The organism is Paenibacillus turicensis, from assembly GCF_017873435.1.
GTDB lineage: Bacteria > Bacillota > Bacilli > Paenibacillales > Paenibacillaceae > Fontibacillus > Fontibacillus turicensis.
The window spans coordinates 19408-33946 of the sequence record NZ_JAGGKG010000028.1; the positions used below are offsets into that span (position 1 = coordinate 19408).

General features: G+C 39.1%; 13 protein-coding genes and 1 tRNA gene. 9 read left to right on the top strand and 5 right to left on the bottom strand.

Going from position 1 to position 14539, the window contains the following annotated elements; genetic code table 11:
* Positions 1–29 precede the first annotated feature (29 nt).
* The 3 genes from J2Z32_RS20805 to J2Z32_RS20815 are packed head-to-tail and all read left to right on the top strand — an operon-like array spanning position 30 to position 2850.
* Positions 30–1040 (top strand): ABC transporter permease, encoded by a 1011-nt coding sequence (locus J2Z32_RS20805; RefSeq protein WP_210091153.1) that lies wholly within the window; start codon positions 30–32, stop codon positions 1038–1040.
* Complete coding sequence (locus tag J2Z32_RS20810) at positions 1037–2101, top strand: iron chelate uptake ABC transporter family permease subunit (RefSeq protein WP_210091125.1); 1065 nt, start codon at positions 1037–1039, stop codon at positions 2099–2101. The genes J2Z32_RS20805 and J2Z32_RS20810 overlap by 4 nt, the downstream gene beginning before the upstream one ends.
* Complete coding sequence (locus tag J2Z32_RS20815; protein ID WP_210091126.1) at positions 2098–2850, top strand: iron ABC transporter ATP-binding protein; 753 nt, start codon at positions 2098–2100, stop codon at positions 2848–2850. The genes J2Z32_RS20810 and J2Z32_RS20815 overlap by 4 nt, the downstream gene beginning before the upstream one ends.
* 110 nt (positions 2851–2960) lie before the next feature.
* Here the strand turns inward: J2Z32_RS20815 and J2Z32_RS20820 are convergent, their stop codons facing one another.
* Complete coding sequence (locus J2Z32_RS20820) at positions 2961–3746, bottom strand: SDR family NAD(P)-dependent oxidoreductase (protein ID WP_210091127.1); 786 nt, start codon at positions 3744–3746, stop codon at positions 2961–2963.
* Between the two features lie 190 nt (positions 3747–3936).
* Between J2Z32_RS20820 and J2Z32_RS20825 the strand changes: the two genes are divergently transcribed.
* Entirely contained in the window at positions 3937–4599 is a 663-nt protein-coding gene (locus tag J2Z32_RS20825; protein WP_210091128.1) for a TetR/AcrR family transcriptional regulator, read from the top strand.
* A gap of 101 nt (positions 4600–4700) precedes the next feature.
* Here J2Z32_RS20825 and J2Z32_RS20830 read toward each other — a convergent pair whose 3' ends face one another.
* Complete coding sequence (locus tag J2Z32_RS20830) at positions 4701–7124, bottom strand: flavocytochrome c (RefSeq protein WP_210091129.1); 2424 nt, start codon at positions 7122–7124, stop codon at positions 4701–4703.
* A 13-nt stretch (positions 7125–7137) separates the two neighbouring features.
* Positions 7138–7752, bottom strand: a complete 615-nt coding sequence (locus tag J2Z32_RS20835) for an NADPH-dependent FMN reductase (protein ID WP_210091130.1) — start codon at positions 7750–7752, stop codon at positions 7138–7140.
* 189 nt (positions 7753–7941) lie between these two features.
* Between J2Z32_RS20835 and J2Z32_RS20840 the strand changes: the two genes are divergently transcribed.
* Together J2Z32_RS20840 and J2Z32_RS20845 are read left to right on the top strand one after the other, a co-directional pair.
* Positions 7942–8871 carry a LysR family transcriptional regulator gene (locus J2Z32_RS20840; RefSeq protein ID WP_210091131.1) on the top strand — a complete coding sequence of 310 codons (930 nt, stop codon included), beginning with the start codon at positions 7942–7944 and terminating at the stop codon, positions 8869–8871.
* A gap of 9 nt (positions 8872–8880) precedes the next feature.
* The gene (locus J2Z32_RS20845; RefSeq protein ID WP_210091132.1) at positions 8881–9813 is read left to right on the top strand and encodes an FAD:protein FMN transferase; all 933 of its coding nucleotides are present in this window, start codon (positions 8881–8883) and stop codon (positions 9811–9813) included.
* A gap of 32 nt (positions 9814–9845) precedes the next feature.
* Here J2Z32_RS20845 and J2Z32_RS20850 read toward each other — a convergent pair whose 3' ends face one another.
* Both J2Z32_RS20850 and J2Z32_RS20855 read right to left on the bottom strand, forming a co-directional pair.
* Positions 9846–10430: a DUF4303 domain-containing protein gene (locus J2Z32_RS20850; RefSeq protein WP_210091133.1), complete on the bottom strand. Its 585-nt coding sequence runs from the start codon at positions 10428–10430 to the stop codon at positions 9846–9848.
* Between the two features lie 78 nt (positions 10431–10508).
* Positions 10509–10579: transfer RNA gene (locus J2Z32_RS20855), tRNA-Ala, on the bottom strand.
* Between the two features lie 325 nt (positions 10580–10904).
* Here J2Z32_RS20855 and J2Z32_RS20860 point away from each other — a divergent pair.
* The 3 genes from J2Z32_RS20860 to J2Z32_RS20870 are packed head-to-tail and all read left to right on the top strand — an operon-like array spanning position 10905 to position 14516.
* Positions 10905–12092 (top strand): serine hydrolase domain-containing protein, encoded by a 1188-nt coding sequence (locus tag J2Z32_RS20860; protein WP_210091134.1) that lies wholly within the window; start codon positions 10905–10907, stop codon positions 12090–12092.
* Positions 12093–12119: 27 nt separating this feature from the next.
* Positions 12120–13298, top strand: coding sequence for a serine hydrolase domain-containing protein (locus tag J2Z32_RS20865; RefSeq protein WP_210091135.1), 1179 nt, complete (start codon positions 12120–12122; stop codon positions 13296–13298).
* Positions 13299–13328: 30 nt separating this feature from the next.
* Complete coding sequence (locus J2Z32_RS20870) at positions 13329–14516, top strand: serine hydrolase domain-containing protein (protein WP_210091136.1); 1188 nt, start codon at positions 13329–13331, stop codon at positions 14514–14516.
* The last annotated feature ends 23 nt before the right edge of the window (positions 14517–14539 follow it).

Sequence of the window (14539 nt, forward strand, 5' to 3'; positions counted from 1 at the left end):
AGGAGTATAAGGTAGTGCTAAAAAATTTAATACCTAATCACGCCGGGGTTGAGACTGCTCAACCCCAGCGTCATAATAATAGAAAACTATGGACAATCCCTTTTATCATTGCAATTATCATTACGGTTATTTTAAGTGTAATATCACTACTTACTGGCGTGTATGACATTAAAGGACAAGCCGATGGGATGGAAATGTTCTTCATCACGCGTGTCCCAAGAACATTCGCGTTAATGCTGACTGGCGCTGCAATGGCAATGTCTGGATTAGTCATGCAACTCATTACACAAAATCGGTTAGTAGAGCCGACCACAACAGGCACAATGGAATGGTCTGGACTGGGACTTATGTTCATCTATTTATTTTTTCCCGCGCCATCCTTAGTACTAAGAATGACAGGTGCAATCATTTTTTCTTTTATAGGAACGATGATTTTTTTTGTGTTTCTTAAAAAGGTTAAACTTCGTTCGTCCTTAGTTGTCCCTATTATCGGGATGATGCTAGGTGCAATCGTTTCTGCATTTTCGACGTTTGTTGGTCTTGTGTTCCAAATGACTCAAAATATCGAAAACTGGTATGCAGGCTCGTTCTCATCTGTTCAAATTGGCCGGTATGAATACTTATGGATCATTATATTAATTACGATCCTTATTTTTATTTTTGCTGATCGCTTAACTTTAGCAGGATTAGGGGAAGACGTGGCTACTAGTTTAGGCGTGAACTATGATCGGATTGTTTTATTAGGCACAGCATTTATTTCTTTAGCAGTTGGTATTGTTGCTGCAGTCATTGGCACACTTCCGTTTTTAGGCTTAATTGTACCTAACATCGTTTCTATGTTCCGAGGTGACGATCTTAGAAGTAACTTACCTTGGGTTTGCCTATCCGGGATGGCTGCCATTATGATTTGTGACATTTTATCGCGTATCATTATTATGCCCTTTGAAATCCCTGTCTCCATGATACTTGGTACAGTTGGCGCCGTCGTATTTATACTTATTCTTTTAAGGCAAAGGAGGTCAAGAAGGATACTAAGATGAGTGAACTAGCTAATAGTAATCCACTAAATATTAAAATTAATTCTAATCATAATTCTAAAAAAAGATCAGCTAGCGCCTTTCGTACAAAAAAGGAAGAAAAGTTTTATTGGATTTTGCTGATTGTATTAATAATGGTAGGCGTTTTTGCTTCCATTGGGCTACTCGTTTATAACAATCCAATTCCTGTAACCTCTCCTTCCTTTATACCTGTTGTTAAAAGAAGAGTGGTGGCCCTTGTTGCCATGCTGATCGCGGCCATTTGTCAAAGCTTATCTACTGTCGCTTTTCAATCCATTACAAATAATAAAATTATAACTCCATCACTTTTGGGCTTTGAGGCTATTTATTCAACCATACATACAAGCACGATCTTTTTTCTAGGTGCTACAGTGTTTGTAAGCTTTAGCGGGGTTGATTCGTTTTTATATCAAGTGGTTGCAATGGTTTTGGTGTGTTTAATTCTTTATGGATGGTTACTTTCGGGGAAATATGGTAACTTACAGCTGCTTCTTTTAGTTGGGATCATTATCGGGGCTGGACTCCGGTCTGTATCCTCTTTTATGAGAAGATTGCTTGCACCATCTGAGTTTGATATTTTACAAGCAAAATTGTTTGCTTCCGTTAATAATGCCGATGCTGCTTATTTTCCGATTGCTATACCCATTGTGATCGTTGTTGCCTTCCTTTTACTTGCAAATGCGAAGAGATTAAATGTGCTGTCACTCGGTAAGGATGTCTCTACCTCACTTGGGACTAAACATCAAGGTGGGGTCATTTATACGCTAGTCCTAATTTCTATTTTAATGGCGATTTCAACTGCTTTAGTTGGCCCTTTGACGTTTTTCGGATTTTTAGTTGCCACTTTAAGTTATCAAGCAGCTCAAACGTATGATCATAGATACATATTCCCTATGTCTCTTGCAATCGGTTTTGTCATTTTAACAGGCTCATATTTTATTATGTATCATGTTTTTAATGCACAAGGAGTTGTTTCGATTATTATAGAACTAGTTGGCGGACTTACATTTTTAATTATGATTTTAAGGAAGGGTTCTTTATGATTCAGATCAATAATGTCAAAAAAAGTTATGCGGATGAGGTAGAAATCGGACCTTTAAATATTTCAATACCAAAAGCTGGACTGACTTCTCTTATCGGACCCAACGGGGCGGGTAAATCTACAACCCTTTTAATGATTGGAAGACTTTTAAATTTAGACCAAGGTCAAATTAGCGTGGCAGGAATGGATGTCACTAAATCCAAATCAAGCGATCTTGCTAAAATCGTAACGGTTTTAAGACAAGAAAATCATTTCGTAACGAGACTTACCGTCAGGCAATTGGCTGGTTTTGGACGTTTTCCCTACTCTAAAGGGAGATTAACGAAAGAAGATGAATTTATCATCTCTAAATATATTGATTTTCTTAATTTGACTGAGCTTGAAAATAGATATTTAGATGAGCTTTCTGGAGGACAACGACAAAGAGCTTATGTAGCTATGGTATTATGTCAGGAAACAGAATACGTTTTGTTAGATGAGCCGCTCAACAATCTTGACGTCGCACGTTCTGTGCAGATGATGGAGCATTTGAAATATGCCGCGCATGAATTTGGAAGAACGATTTTGACCGTCATGCATGACATTAATTTTGCCGCTAAATACTCTGATCGAATTTGTGCGATGAAGGAGGGGAAAATTGCCGCTTTTGGAACTGTCGAAGAGGTGATGAACCCTGACATCTTAACGGATATTTTTGAAACTAAAATTGAAATTATTGCGGGGCCTTATGGGCCTATTGCGATTTATTAAAAGCTAAGGCTGAGACAAAATGGTTATAGTGGCTATTATTCCACTCTAACCATTTTAAATGAGTGATGTCCCAGCCTCACTTAGTTTAACTACACAGAAATATTAATTTTTTATTGACGCTTACGCAACATTCTTCCGACAATATACAGCATTTGTTTACGGGTAAAGAAGCGAGATAATTGAGCAGAAATAAAATTATTCAGTCCTGGGACAACGTATACCTTTTTAGCTTGAAGCGCACGAATTGCAACCTTAACCACATTCTCTGGAGTATCCCTTTTGCCCACGGAGGCTTCTTCTGCCCCTACAACGTTAAAAAACTCTGTTTCTGTTGACCCAGGACATAACGCAAGAAATTGTACGCCGCGTTTTCGATTTTCCTCCCATAGTGCCTCTGTAAATGACAACACGAATGCTTTTGTAGCCCCATATACAGCCATGTTAGGGAGAGGCTGGAAGGCTGCAGTTGATGCTACGTTAATAACCGTTCCGCTTTTCGCTTTCAACATATCTGGTAAAAATAAATAAGTAAGATCTACCACCGCCGTCGCATTCAGCATTACTTCATCATGTTGTCTTGATCCTGACAGCTGCTCAAAAAGTCCGTATGTTGCGAAACCAGCATTATTAATTAAACATTCAACGTTCAGACCACGTTGATTACATTGTTGATAGAGCTCTGCTGCAGAACCATTTTGAGCTAAGTCAGAAACTATGACCTGCGCTTTAATTCCATATTTTTCATGTAGTTTCTCTCCTAAAGCATTTAACTTATCTTCCGAACGTGCAACTAAAATCAAATCGCTCCCTCTTGATGCATATTCATTCGCAAATGCTTCACCAATACCCGAAGAAGCCCCTGTTATTAACGTCCATTTATTATTTTTAGGTTTCATTGTACTTTCACTTCTCCCTTAAAAACGTTTTAGAAACAGTGTTTCTATTAGAATCATTGTATCTTACTGCGTTTTTGTTGTCAATAATAGTAATTCAGTTGTGCATTGGCATTTTTCCCGCTAAAACAGTAAAATAAGCTCTAGAGAAGCACATAACTTGAGAAACTAAAGTAAAAAGGTGTGAGTACACATGCAAAATTCATCTAATATCTCTTCCACAGATACCCATAAAGATACTCATAAAGTTACTACCTATCCCAATGTCAAGCTTCAGCAAAATGAAGTATTACGGCGTAACATCATTGAAGCATCAGCATCCATTATGCAAAGATTTGGTCCTGAGGCTGTAACGATACGTAGAGTAGCTGAAAAAATGGAGTGCCCTACAAAAATAATTTATAAATTGTTTGGGAGTAAGGAGGGTCTTGCAAAAGAACTTTTTATGGAGGGCTGCAAGCTTTTATCTGATACCTTTCAGGACGTTCCAGTGCAAACTAATCTTAAACAATATCTACTTGATATTGGGCAAGCCTACTGGAATTTCTCGAAGGAATATACCAATTATTATATGGTCATGTTCGGTGGCGCCTTTAGCGAATTCAAACCCGAAGAGGATAGTTCTGAGGCTATCGTTACCGCATTAAAGCAAGTTGCCGCTTTGATTTCAAATGCAATTGAGCAAGGCTTAATTTTGGAGAAAGACCCCCTTCTTGTCGTTAATCTTGTTTGGTCTTCATTACACGGTGTTATTCACCTTTATTTAGGTGGGCATATTCATAACGAATCAACTGCAAAAATATTATATGATCGAACATTATTAAATTTAGTTCATACTTTTTTTCAAGGACAATAACCAATTCAACAATTAGCAAAATTACAAAAAGGAGCACCTTCACATTATGGGGTTAGTCCCGTCCCATGTGATAATGCTCCTTTTTCATATGGATCAATATATTATTTCATTTCTTCCACAGCCGTCTTCCCCGCAATTCGTCCAAACGTAAAGATGTCTGTCAACGCATTACCACCTAGACGGTTACCTGCATGAATTCCGCCTGCTACTTCGCCAGCGGCATATAGATGAGCAATCGGCTGACCATTTTCATCTAATACACGCGTTGCAGTGTCGATCTTAATGCCCCCCATTGTATGGTGAACCGCAGGTTTTCTAGGTGTAGCGTAAAATGGTGCCTTCTCTACCTTTAAGCTAAACGTATCCTTATGGAACTCTGGATCAAAGCCCGCATCGACATAGGAGTTATACTTATCAATCGTAGCTCTAAGCACCTGAGGATCCATATTGACTTTAACTGCCAGTTCTTCTATCGTATCCGCTCTAAAGAGCGTACCCGCTTCCACTTGTCGATCTATTTTTTCTTGGCTTGTGTTCGCCGCAGTTTTCTTAATCTCATCATCAGCGATCAGGTAAAACAGACTTCCTTGCTCGATCGCCGCTTTCGTTAACACATCCCGACCAGAAAATTCATTTACGAATCGTTCTCCCTTTTGGTTAACGATAACAAAGTTTTCAGGAGGGACCTGCAGTCCACTAAAAAGCTCGCCCGTTTCAGGATCTGCTACAGGCATCATTTGAGTGAAGCCCATTCCAGTTAGTGCCGCGCCTGCACTCTTACCAAGTGTTATTCCATCCCCTGTCATCGCATAGGAATTCGTCGTTTTGATATCATCATCGATATGACTCCAATACGTGTTATATTCCTTAAGCATTTGAGTATTTGCACCAAAACCACCACTAGCAAGCACTACTGCTTTCGCATGTACGGTGATTTTTTGTCCATTAACCCCAGTTGCGATAACACCTGCGATTTTTCCATCTTCAATGATCAATTGTTTAACAGGACTATCCGTAATAATTTGACCGCCATTTTCTTCAACATATTTGCTTAGTGCAAGGATAAATGCAGAGCCATAGCTTTTAACAGGCTTATGACCACGACGCCAAAGCGCACCCACTGGCGCAAACACGATACTCTTATCGTATTCAACCCCGATATCCTCAAGCCACTGTACACTTTCCAAGGCATGGTCTGTAAGCACCTTGACCAGATCATATTGTCCGTAGATCATGTTGCCATTTAGGTCTGTACGCTTTCCACCAAAATACGTTTGCATTCTGTGTAGAAGTGGGGAGTCAAATAAATAAGCTTGTTCTGAGCTAAACTTTTCCTGATAAGCTGCAAATTCTTGTTTTAGGGCACGGAAATCTTCCAAATATTCAGGATGAATTAAGCTTTCTTCTGTATTTAATAAATTTTCAATCGTTTGTCTTTCCCCTGGGTTCTCATGGAACTGTTGTTGCCATACAGGATCCGCAGCATTAACAGGACCACCTGAACGAATCGTGTTTCCTCCTACAGCAGGATATTTTTCAAGCACAATCGCACTTGCTCCATGCTGTAAAGCTGTTGCAGCAGCACTTAATCCAGCACCGCCTCCCCCTACGACTACAACATCACAAGTATATTCTTCATCATTCTTCATCTGACTGCTAGCAGGTTTTGGACGTCTTCTTAGGATGTCTGGGTTAACGCCAGCCAGCTTAACCGCTTTGGCTACACCATTAATAACAGCGTTACTTGTTTCAGAAGCACCTGAAAGTGCATCCACATTTAGCGTTTGTCCCTCGATAATTTTATTTGGTATTCTTACAAAAACAACATCAGCGATACCTTCGGTTTCCCCTTTAGAGTCGATATGGATGCTTTCAATTCTATCTTCACTAAAGGATACCTTCATCGGAAGATTCCCACTGTGACCGATCGCATCTACCTCATACACACCAGGTTTATAGGTGAACTCCTCTTCCACGTTAAGCTGATTTGAAATTTTAGCAAAACGAAGGAACCGTAGGAAGCATATTTCTAGGAAATCAATCGTTCCTTCATTGTTTAAGTTACCCGATTCATCAAAAGCTTTATGTGCAGTTCCAAGCAAAAATTCATACCCTGGCATCACGTTAGCTTCCACACCTGGTGCATCTAAAATTTGGCGAAGATGTAGCTGCGCCCGCGAGGATCCTTGTGTTCCCTGCGAAGCACCGATGATCATTACAGGTTTACCTGCAAGCGGATGAATCTCAAAGCTCAGCCATTCAAGCAAGCTTTTAAGAGATGAAGGAATGGAATGGTTATATTCTGGAGTCGCAATAATGACCCCATCACTAGCAATAATTTTTTCATTAAACGTTTGTATAATTACACTGTTTGTTTGGTTATCGGATTGATTAAACATAGGTACGTCTGTAATATCAAGGATTTCAATTTCTGCTTTTGACTTAAAATGTTTTTGCATGAACTGAAGCAGCTTGCGGTTATATGATTTTTTAGCATTTGTGCCAACGATCGCTATGATTTTCATTGTGATTAGCCCCCTACTCTTGCCAAGTAAATTTTTTCGTTTTTTTCTTCAACGTTCTTTTTGACAGTAGTTCAGAAGTGATCTCAGTAAATAAAACAAACTCCCTAAAAATTTCTTCAAGCTCAGCTACTTTGTCAGCATCAATGAGATTACCACTGCTATCAAAGGCACTCTGAGATTTTCCTAAAAGAAACTCGCTGCTCGGCATCAATCTTGCACCAAGCTCAGGTGAATCTAAGATTTGTCTAAGATGTGCTTGAGCTCTGGAAGAGCCAAGTGAACCGTGTGAAGCACCAACGATAAGCACTGGCTTATCAATCAAGGGTTGCGTGGTGTAGCTGATCCATTCCAAAGCGCTTTTCAAAACGGCTGGGATGGCATGATCATACTCAGGCGTAGCGATAATAACACCTTCAGCTTTGGAGATTTGATCCAATAAATCTTGTACCTTCTCAGGAATATCAACTTCAGCGTCCTCTATATCCTCTTTTTCAATGAAGGCTGGCAAATCTTTAATTTCATATACATCAATTTTGACCTCGCTAGCAAAATGCTTTTGCATAAATTGAAGCAATATACGGTTCGTTGACACATCCGAATTCGTGCCGACGATAGCTAAATAATTCATAGTAATCCCCTTTCTGCACATTGTAATTAAATTCACTAACTAAGCATCAATGAAACATGTCCTATTGCCATAACTCTATCATATCAAGGGTGAAATGATCTAATAGTTATTCGTTGAAGTTTGATAACCAATTTGTTATAATCAGCTCAAGCCCTATATTTGTTACTTTTTTCACAAGAGGTGAGAGGTATGTCTAAATTGCAATCGCAAGATATTTTGTATTATATTGATACTCTCTTAAAATATAGCAACTACAGCAAGGCTGCCAAAGCACTTTATATTTCCCAACCTTATTTGACGAAGGTGATTAAAAAAGTAGAAAGTGAACTAAACTGTGAGCTTATTACGCGCAACAAGCTACCCTACCGATTAACTGAGCAGGGAAAAATCTATTATCAGTATTTAACTTCAATGGAAAACAACTATGCAAAGCTGATTAGAGAGATTACCTATGTATCAGATATGGATAATCAAGTGTTACGAATTGGCATTCTTCCGAGTCTTGGTTCCTATTTAACTCCTCTTTTTTTGCCAGAATTTCTAGCACTTCATCCTACTTATAAAATAAATCTTTTAGAGGATTTACCTGAAAAAAATGAGAAACTTCTGCAAAACAACGAGCTAGATTTCTGGATTGGGCAAAACTCAGGCAGTATCTCTCCCAATTTAAACGCAGTTAGCTGGGGCAAGCATAGCTATAGCGCGATTATCCCACGTTGCTGTGAACTGTACCAACAGGATGTCGCGATTATTCCAGAAGGCTCACTTGATATTAGGGAAATTTTGGGTCAAAGGTTGATTTTAACCTCCAAAGGCTCTGCAATCAGGAAACAGATAGATCAACTACTAAGTGTCTATAAGATTCAACCTAATATTTTGTTGGAAAGTAACGACATTTATACTGTTCTTAAGCTTGCAAAGCGAAATTTAGGTTTAACCATAATACCAGAGAGTATTCATATCAAGGAGTGCCCACCTGAATATAATATATATCCAATTCCGATGGATAAGATGAGTTTGGATTATTTTATAGCCTATCAAAGTGAAAGAACGTTAACGAGCGTGGATCATGACCTTATAAATGCGTTTTTAAATCATGGACAACCATGTGCAAAATAGGAGGCCATCATGAATAGTTATACAAACATTATACATCTCATGGGAACAAAAATTACTCTGTTCATCAAGGGGACAAATGCTGAAAAGCTTGCTAAGGAAGCTGAACAGATGTTGATCCACTATGAAAAGGTCTTTAGTGCCAATAGTAATTACTCACAGCTTGCCATGCTAAAAAAAGAAGCGGCATTACATCCCCTAAAGGTGGATAAGGAGCTGTATCATCTTATTAAAATAGGAAAGGAGCACAGTTTAAATCAAGATTCCTATTTAAATATTGCAATAGGTCCGTTGATCAAGCTGTGGAAAATTGGCTTCACTGCGGCGCATGTACCAGGAGATGAGGCTATTAAGATGGTACTGGATTTACTAAAGCCTGAACATATCCAGCTAGATGATGGGCATTGCTCTGTTCTATTAACCAAAAAAGGCATGGAGCTTGACCTTGGCGCGATTGCTAAAGGTTATTTTGCTGATCAGGTTATGGCTTTTTTCAAAGCAAATGGCGCTATCTCAGCGATGATCGATCTGGGTGGTAATGTGCTTGTTTATGGAGACTCGCCACAAGGAGATAATGACTGGAGAACAGGCATACAAAATCCATTTTTACCTAGAGGCAATGTCGCTGCCATTGTCAAAATAAGAAACCAATCCGTCGTAACATCAGGCATATACGAAAGAGTATTGGACCAAGATGGCGTTCATTACCATCATATATTTAACAGTAGAACAGGTTACCCTATCGAGAATAATATCGCTTCACTAACGATTATTGCAGATAAATCATTGGACTGCGATATCTATACGACAAAATGGTTTGGATTAGATGCGGCTTCAGTGATTCAGAAAGCGAGTAGCATGAAGGGCATGGGGGCAATCGTCATTACTATGGATGGACAAATGGCGTTTACAGATAATCTTAGAGGAAAAATAGAATTTCAATAGTTCAATAATGAAAACGGGCATGCATAAAAACATTACAACCATTTTGCATATAAACCTGCATCTTCTTTTGTGTTCAGCCTTTCAAAAATTTTCAGCATTTCATCCTCTTGATAGTAATCTCTTACTTCAAAATTAATCAATAAATGCTCTTGATATACTGATTTAAAAAATCCTTCTGCTTTTAACTGTTCTATCAATTGGATCAAGGTCTCAAAAAAGTCCTCCCTAAATTGAATAAATTCAGCGCAGTAATTAAAGTCGTCATCAGAAATAACAGTTTCATTTTCAATAATATATTCCAAAATAATTTTGTTACATTCTGGGAAATCATTTTCTGATATAGAATGGTCATTCCACTCATCTGCGCAATACTTGTAATATAGCTCATCTGAATCCGTAGTAGTATAGCAATAGCCATTAGCTTCAAAGTCATCAACTGTATTTCCGTTAAAAGAAATACAATAAGACTTTTGATGATTTATGGCTATGTAATCTGGAACGAGTATTGAAAATATATATGGTTTCTTATCCTTATACTTATCAATAAATTGTGTAAATACAGATTTTAACTCCTTGATAAAAACGTCTTTTAATCTATCAAAAGGAAACGTGGTCATAGTCAGTACCTCCTTATATAAAATAAAAAATCAGGCAAAATAGATACGTTTTAGCATCCATTTTAACCTGACAAGCGATGGAGCTAGGCGGAATCGAACCGCCGACTGATCGCTGCCAGCGACCTGTTTTCCCCCTAAACTATAGCCCCTTATTTATATGTGCATTATTAGTGCATCTAATTTGTAATTATACCCCACTCCACTATACAACTGCAACTATATATTTCCTTTTTCAAGTGCACTTAAACACCTAACTTGTTACTATATTTTATGTGAAGTATGTAAAGTTTTCTTTTAAACAAATTTTACATGGTAATCTGAAAAATATGGAAATATAATAAAGAAGCATTGTGTCATTTAGTACAGCCATTACACCTACGAACATATATACTCATCATTGATAACGCTTTCAACTCGGGCTACACCTAATGATTAGCCTACTGGAGCCCCTAATCCAGAAAGGTGGTTAATATTATGCTATACACGCCAGGAGAAATTGAGTGTTTACCTCAGGAGGTCGGTTATGATGATTCAAGAATTGAAGTTTTACATAGCTATCTCCAGAAACTGATTGATGAAAAAATGATTCAAGGGGCTTCCTATTCTGTAGCTAGATATGGAAAAACATTTATGCAAGGTGCACTTGGCCCCATTTCCTATCGCGATCCCACTACTCCATTGCTCCCAACTACCGTTCATCGGATTGCATCCATTACCAAAGTGTTCACAACGATCGCCATTGCCAAGCTAGTTGAAGATGGAATGATTCGCTTTGATGATCCTGTAGGCAGTATTTTAAAGCAGTTTGACGTCCCTCCATTTAATAAAATCGATATTTTTAGCTTGCTTACCCATACTTCTGGTCTATTTCCCGATTACACAGCTCATCTTTCCTATCATCGTCATTATTGGGATTTAGTTGAACAGTATTTTGATAGCTACAAAGCTGAGGATGGTGAGCTAGATTGGATTTCAGCCGCGTTAAGTGGTGGAATGAGCCGAAACGTTGGTGAGGAATGGCAATACAGTACCTTTGGCTTTATTTTCCTTGGAGAGGTTATTAAAAAAGTAACGGGAATAAGTGCAGAACAATATATCGAAGAGGAAATTGTGAAGCCGCTTGGTATGAAGGATACGATGTTTAACCCAACAAAGGACCTAGCTAAACGCTGTATTATTCGACATGAACGGCAGCAGAAATTCATCAATGGAATTCTTGCAGATCAAAAGCCTGAGCAATCCAGATCAGAGCTGCTTTGGAGCCATGTGCCGGATACAGGTGGGGGTTTATTTTCTACACTACCCGATCTTATGAAGCTAGGAAATATGCTACTAGGGATGGGGAAGCTTGGAGATACCCGTATTTTAGGACGCAAAACAGTAGAGAAAATTACAGCAAGAGCTTTATTTGATACGCCCGATTATTGCTGGGGAGGATTTAACCCTGACAGAATTTACGCATTAGGTTTTGACATGCGAACAGGCTGTACGTTCATATACTCCCCCACAACTTATGGTCATGAAGGTGCAGGCTCTAGCTGTATCCTAGTTGATCCCGTAGAGCAGCTTACAGCAGTCTGGTTTGTTCCTTTTGTGGATGGCGGTTGGCACGCAGAAGCACTATATAACGTCACAAACATCATTTGGTCAGGGCTAAACTAATTTGTTGTTTAAAGGTGGCTATTTCTTATGTTATATACTTCTGGGCAAGTCGATTGTTTGCCCCATGAGGTTGATTATGATACTTCAAGAATTGAAGTTTTGAACAACCATTTTCAAAAACTAATTGAACAGAAAAAAATTCAAGGTGCTTCTTATTGTATATCTCGATATGGAAAAATCTTTGGACAAGGAGCATTGGGTTCAATTTCCTACAAGGATGCAAATACACCCCTGCTCCCAACTACTGTTCATCGCATTGCTTCGATTACAAAAGCCATTGTAACGGTTGCCATTGCTAAGCTCGTTGAGGACGGTATGATCCGCTTTGATGATCCTGTTGGCAGTATTTTAAAGCAGTTTAATGTGCCTCCGTTTAATCAAATTGATATTTATAGCTTACTTACACATACATCTGGTCTAGTTCCCGAACATCTTACTTATCACCGTTCTTATTGGGAGTTGATTCAGCAGTACTTTGATAGCTACAAAGCTGAGGATGGGGAACTAGATTGGATTTCAGCCACATTAAGTGGTGGAGTAAACAAAAATGTTGGGGAAGAATGGCAATACAACACATTTGGCTTCTGTATACTTGGAGAAGTGATTAAGCAGGTAACTGGCATGAGCGAGGAACAATACATCGAAGAGCATATTGCCAAACCACTTGGTATGAAGGATACGATGTTCAACCCTACACCTGATCTAGCTAAACGATGTATCATTCGAAATGAGGAAGAAGAAAGATATTACCATGATCTCATTGCAGGTCGGAATCCGGGGCTATCTTCTCCAGAAAAACTTTGGAGCCATGTATCAAATACCGGTGGCGGTCTGTACTCCACTCAAGCTGATTTGATTACTTTTGCTAATATGCTGTTAGGGATGGGGAAGCTGAACAATATTTCAATTCTAGGCCGAAAAGTAGTAGAGAAAATTACAACCCGAACATTGTATAACATCCCAGATTATTGCTGGGGTGCCAACAATCCAGATCGTAGCTATGGGATTGGCTTAGATATGCGACGAGGCCCTGGTTTCCTCTACTCCCCATCAACTTATGGTCATGAAGGCTCAGGCGCTTGCTCCATGATTATTGATCCTACAGAACAGCTTGCTTCGGTCTGGTTTGTTCCTTTTGCAGATAATGAATGGCATGCGGATGCCTTATTTAACGTCACAAATATCATTTGGTCAGGGCTAAACTAATACTATATATTTTGAAAGGTGGCTAACTATATGTTATACGCTTCTGGGCAAGTAGATTGTACCCCACAAGAGGTGGGATATGATGCTTCAAGAATTGAGGTTTTACACAGTCATTTTCAAAGGTTAATTGAGCAAAAAAAAATTCAAGGGGCCTCCTATTGTGTGTCACGATATGGAAAAACCTTTATGCATGGTGCGGTGGGTCCCCTTTCGTATAAGGACGAAAGTACACCGTTACTTCCTACTACAGTTCATCGTATTGCATCCATTACTAAAGCGATTGCAACAATCGCGATTGCCAAGCTCGTTGAAGACGGTTTAATCCGTTTTGATGACCCTGTAGGTAGTATTTTAAAGCAATTTGACGTTCCTCCATTTAATAAAATTGATATTTATAGCTTACTTACACATACCTCTGGACTGTTTCCAGACTGGAAAGGTGATATGCCATATTTTCGAGACTATTGGGGCCTAATTCATCAATATTTTGAACATTACAAACCAGAAGATGGGGAGTTAGACTGGATAAAGGCTGCCTTAAGCTGTGGCGTTGATAGACCCGTTGGGAAGGAATGGCAATATTGCTCATTTGGTTTTTGCTTACTTGGAGAAATTATAAAAAAGGTAACAGGTATAAGTGCGGAGCGGTATATCGAAGAGCAAATTACAAAGCCCCTTGGCATGAAGGATACGATGTTTGATCCTACGCCAGAGCTTGCGAAGCGTTTTATCATTCGCGATGGAGAATATGAGAAACGTATAAATGATATCATCGCAGGAATTGAGCCTGAGCTCCCCCCCGCAGAGAAGTTGTGGAGTAACGTCCCAAGAACAGGTGGTGGCCTATGCTCAACTCCAAGTGATTTAATTCGGTTTGCTAATATGCTTCTAGGAATGGGAAAACTGGATAACACTCGGATTTTAGGGCGTAAAACAGTAGAGAAAATTACGACAAGAGCATTGTATGACAAACCAGATTATTGCTGGGGAGGTAACAATCCTGATCGTAGCTATGGAATCGGTCTAGACATGCGTAGAGGTTCTGCCTTCCTTTATTCCGATACAACCTATTGTCATGAAGGTGCGGGAGCTTGCTCCATGATCATTGATCCTACAGAGCAGCTTGCAGCCGTTTGGTTTGTACCGTTTATGGATGATGAATGGCATGCAGATGCCTTATTTAATGTCACAAACATTATTTGGTCAGGGCTAAGCTAATGAATAGCATTCGACATCAGTTA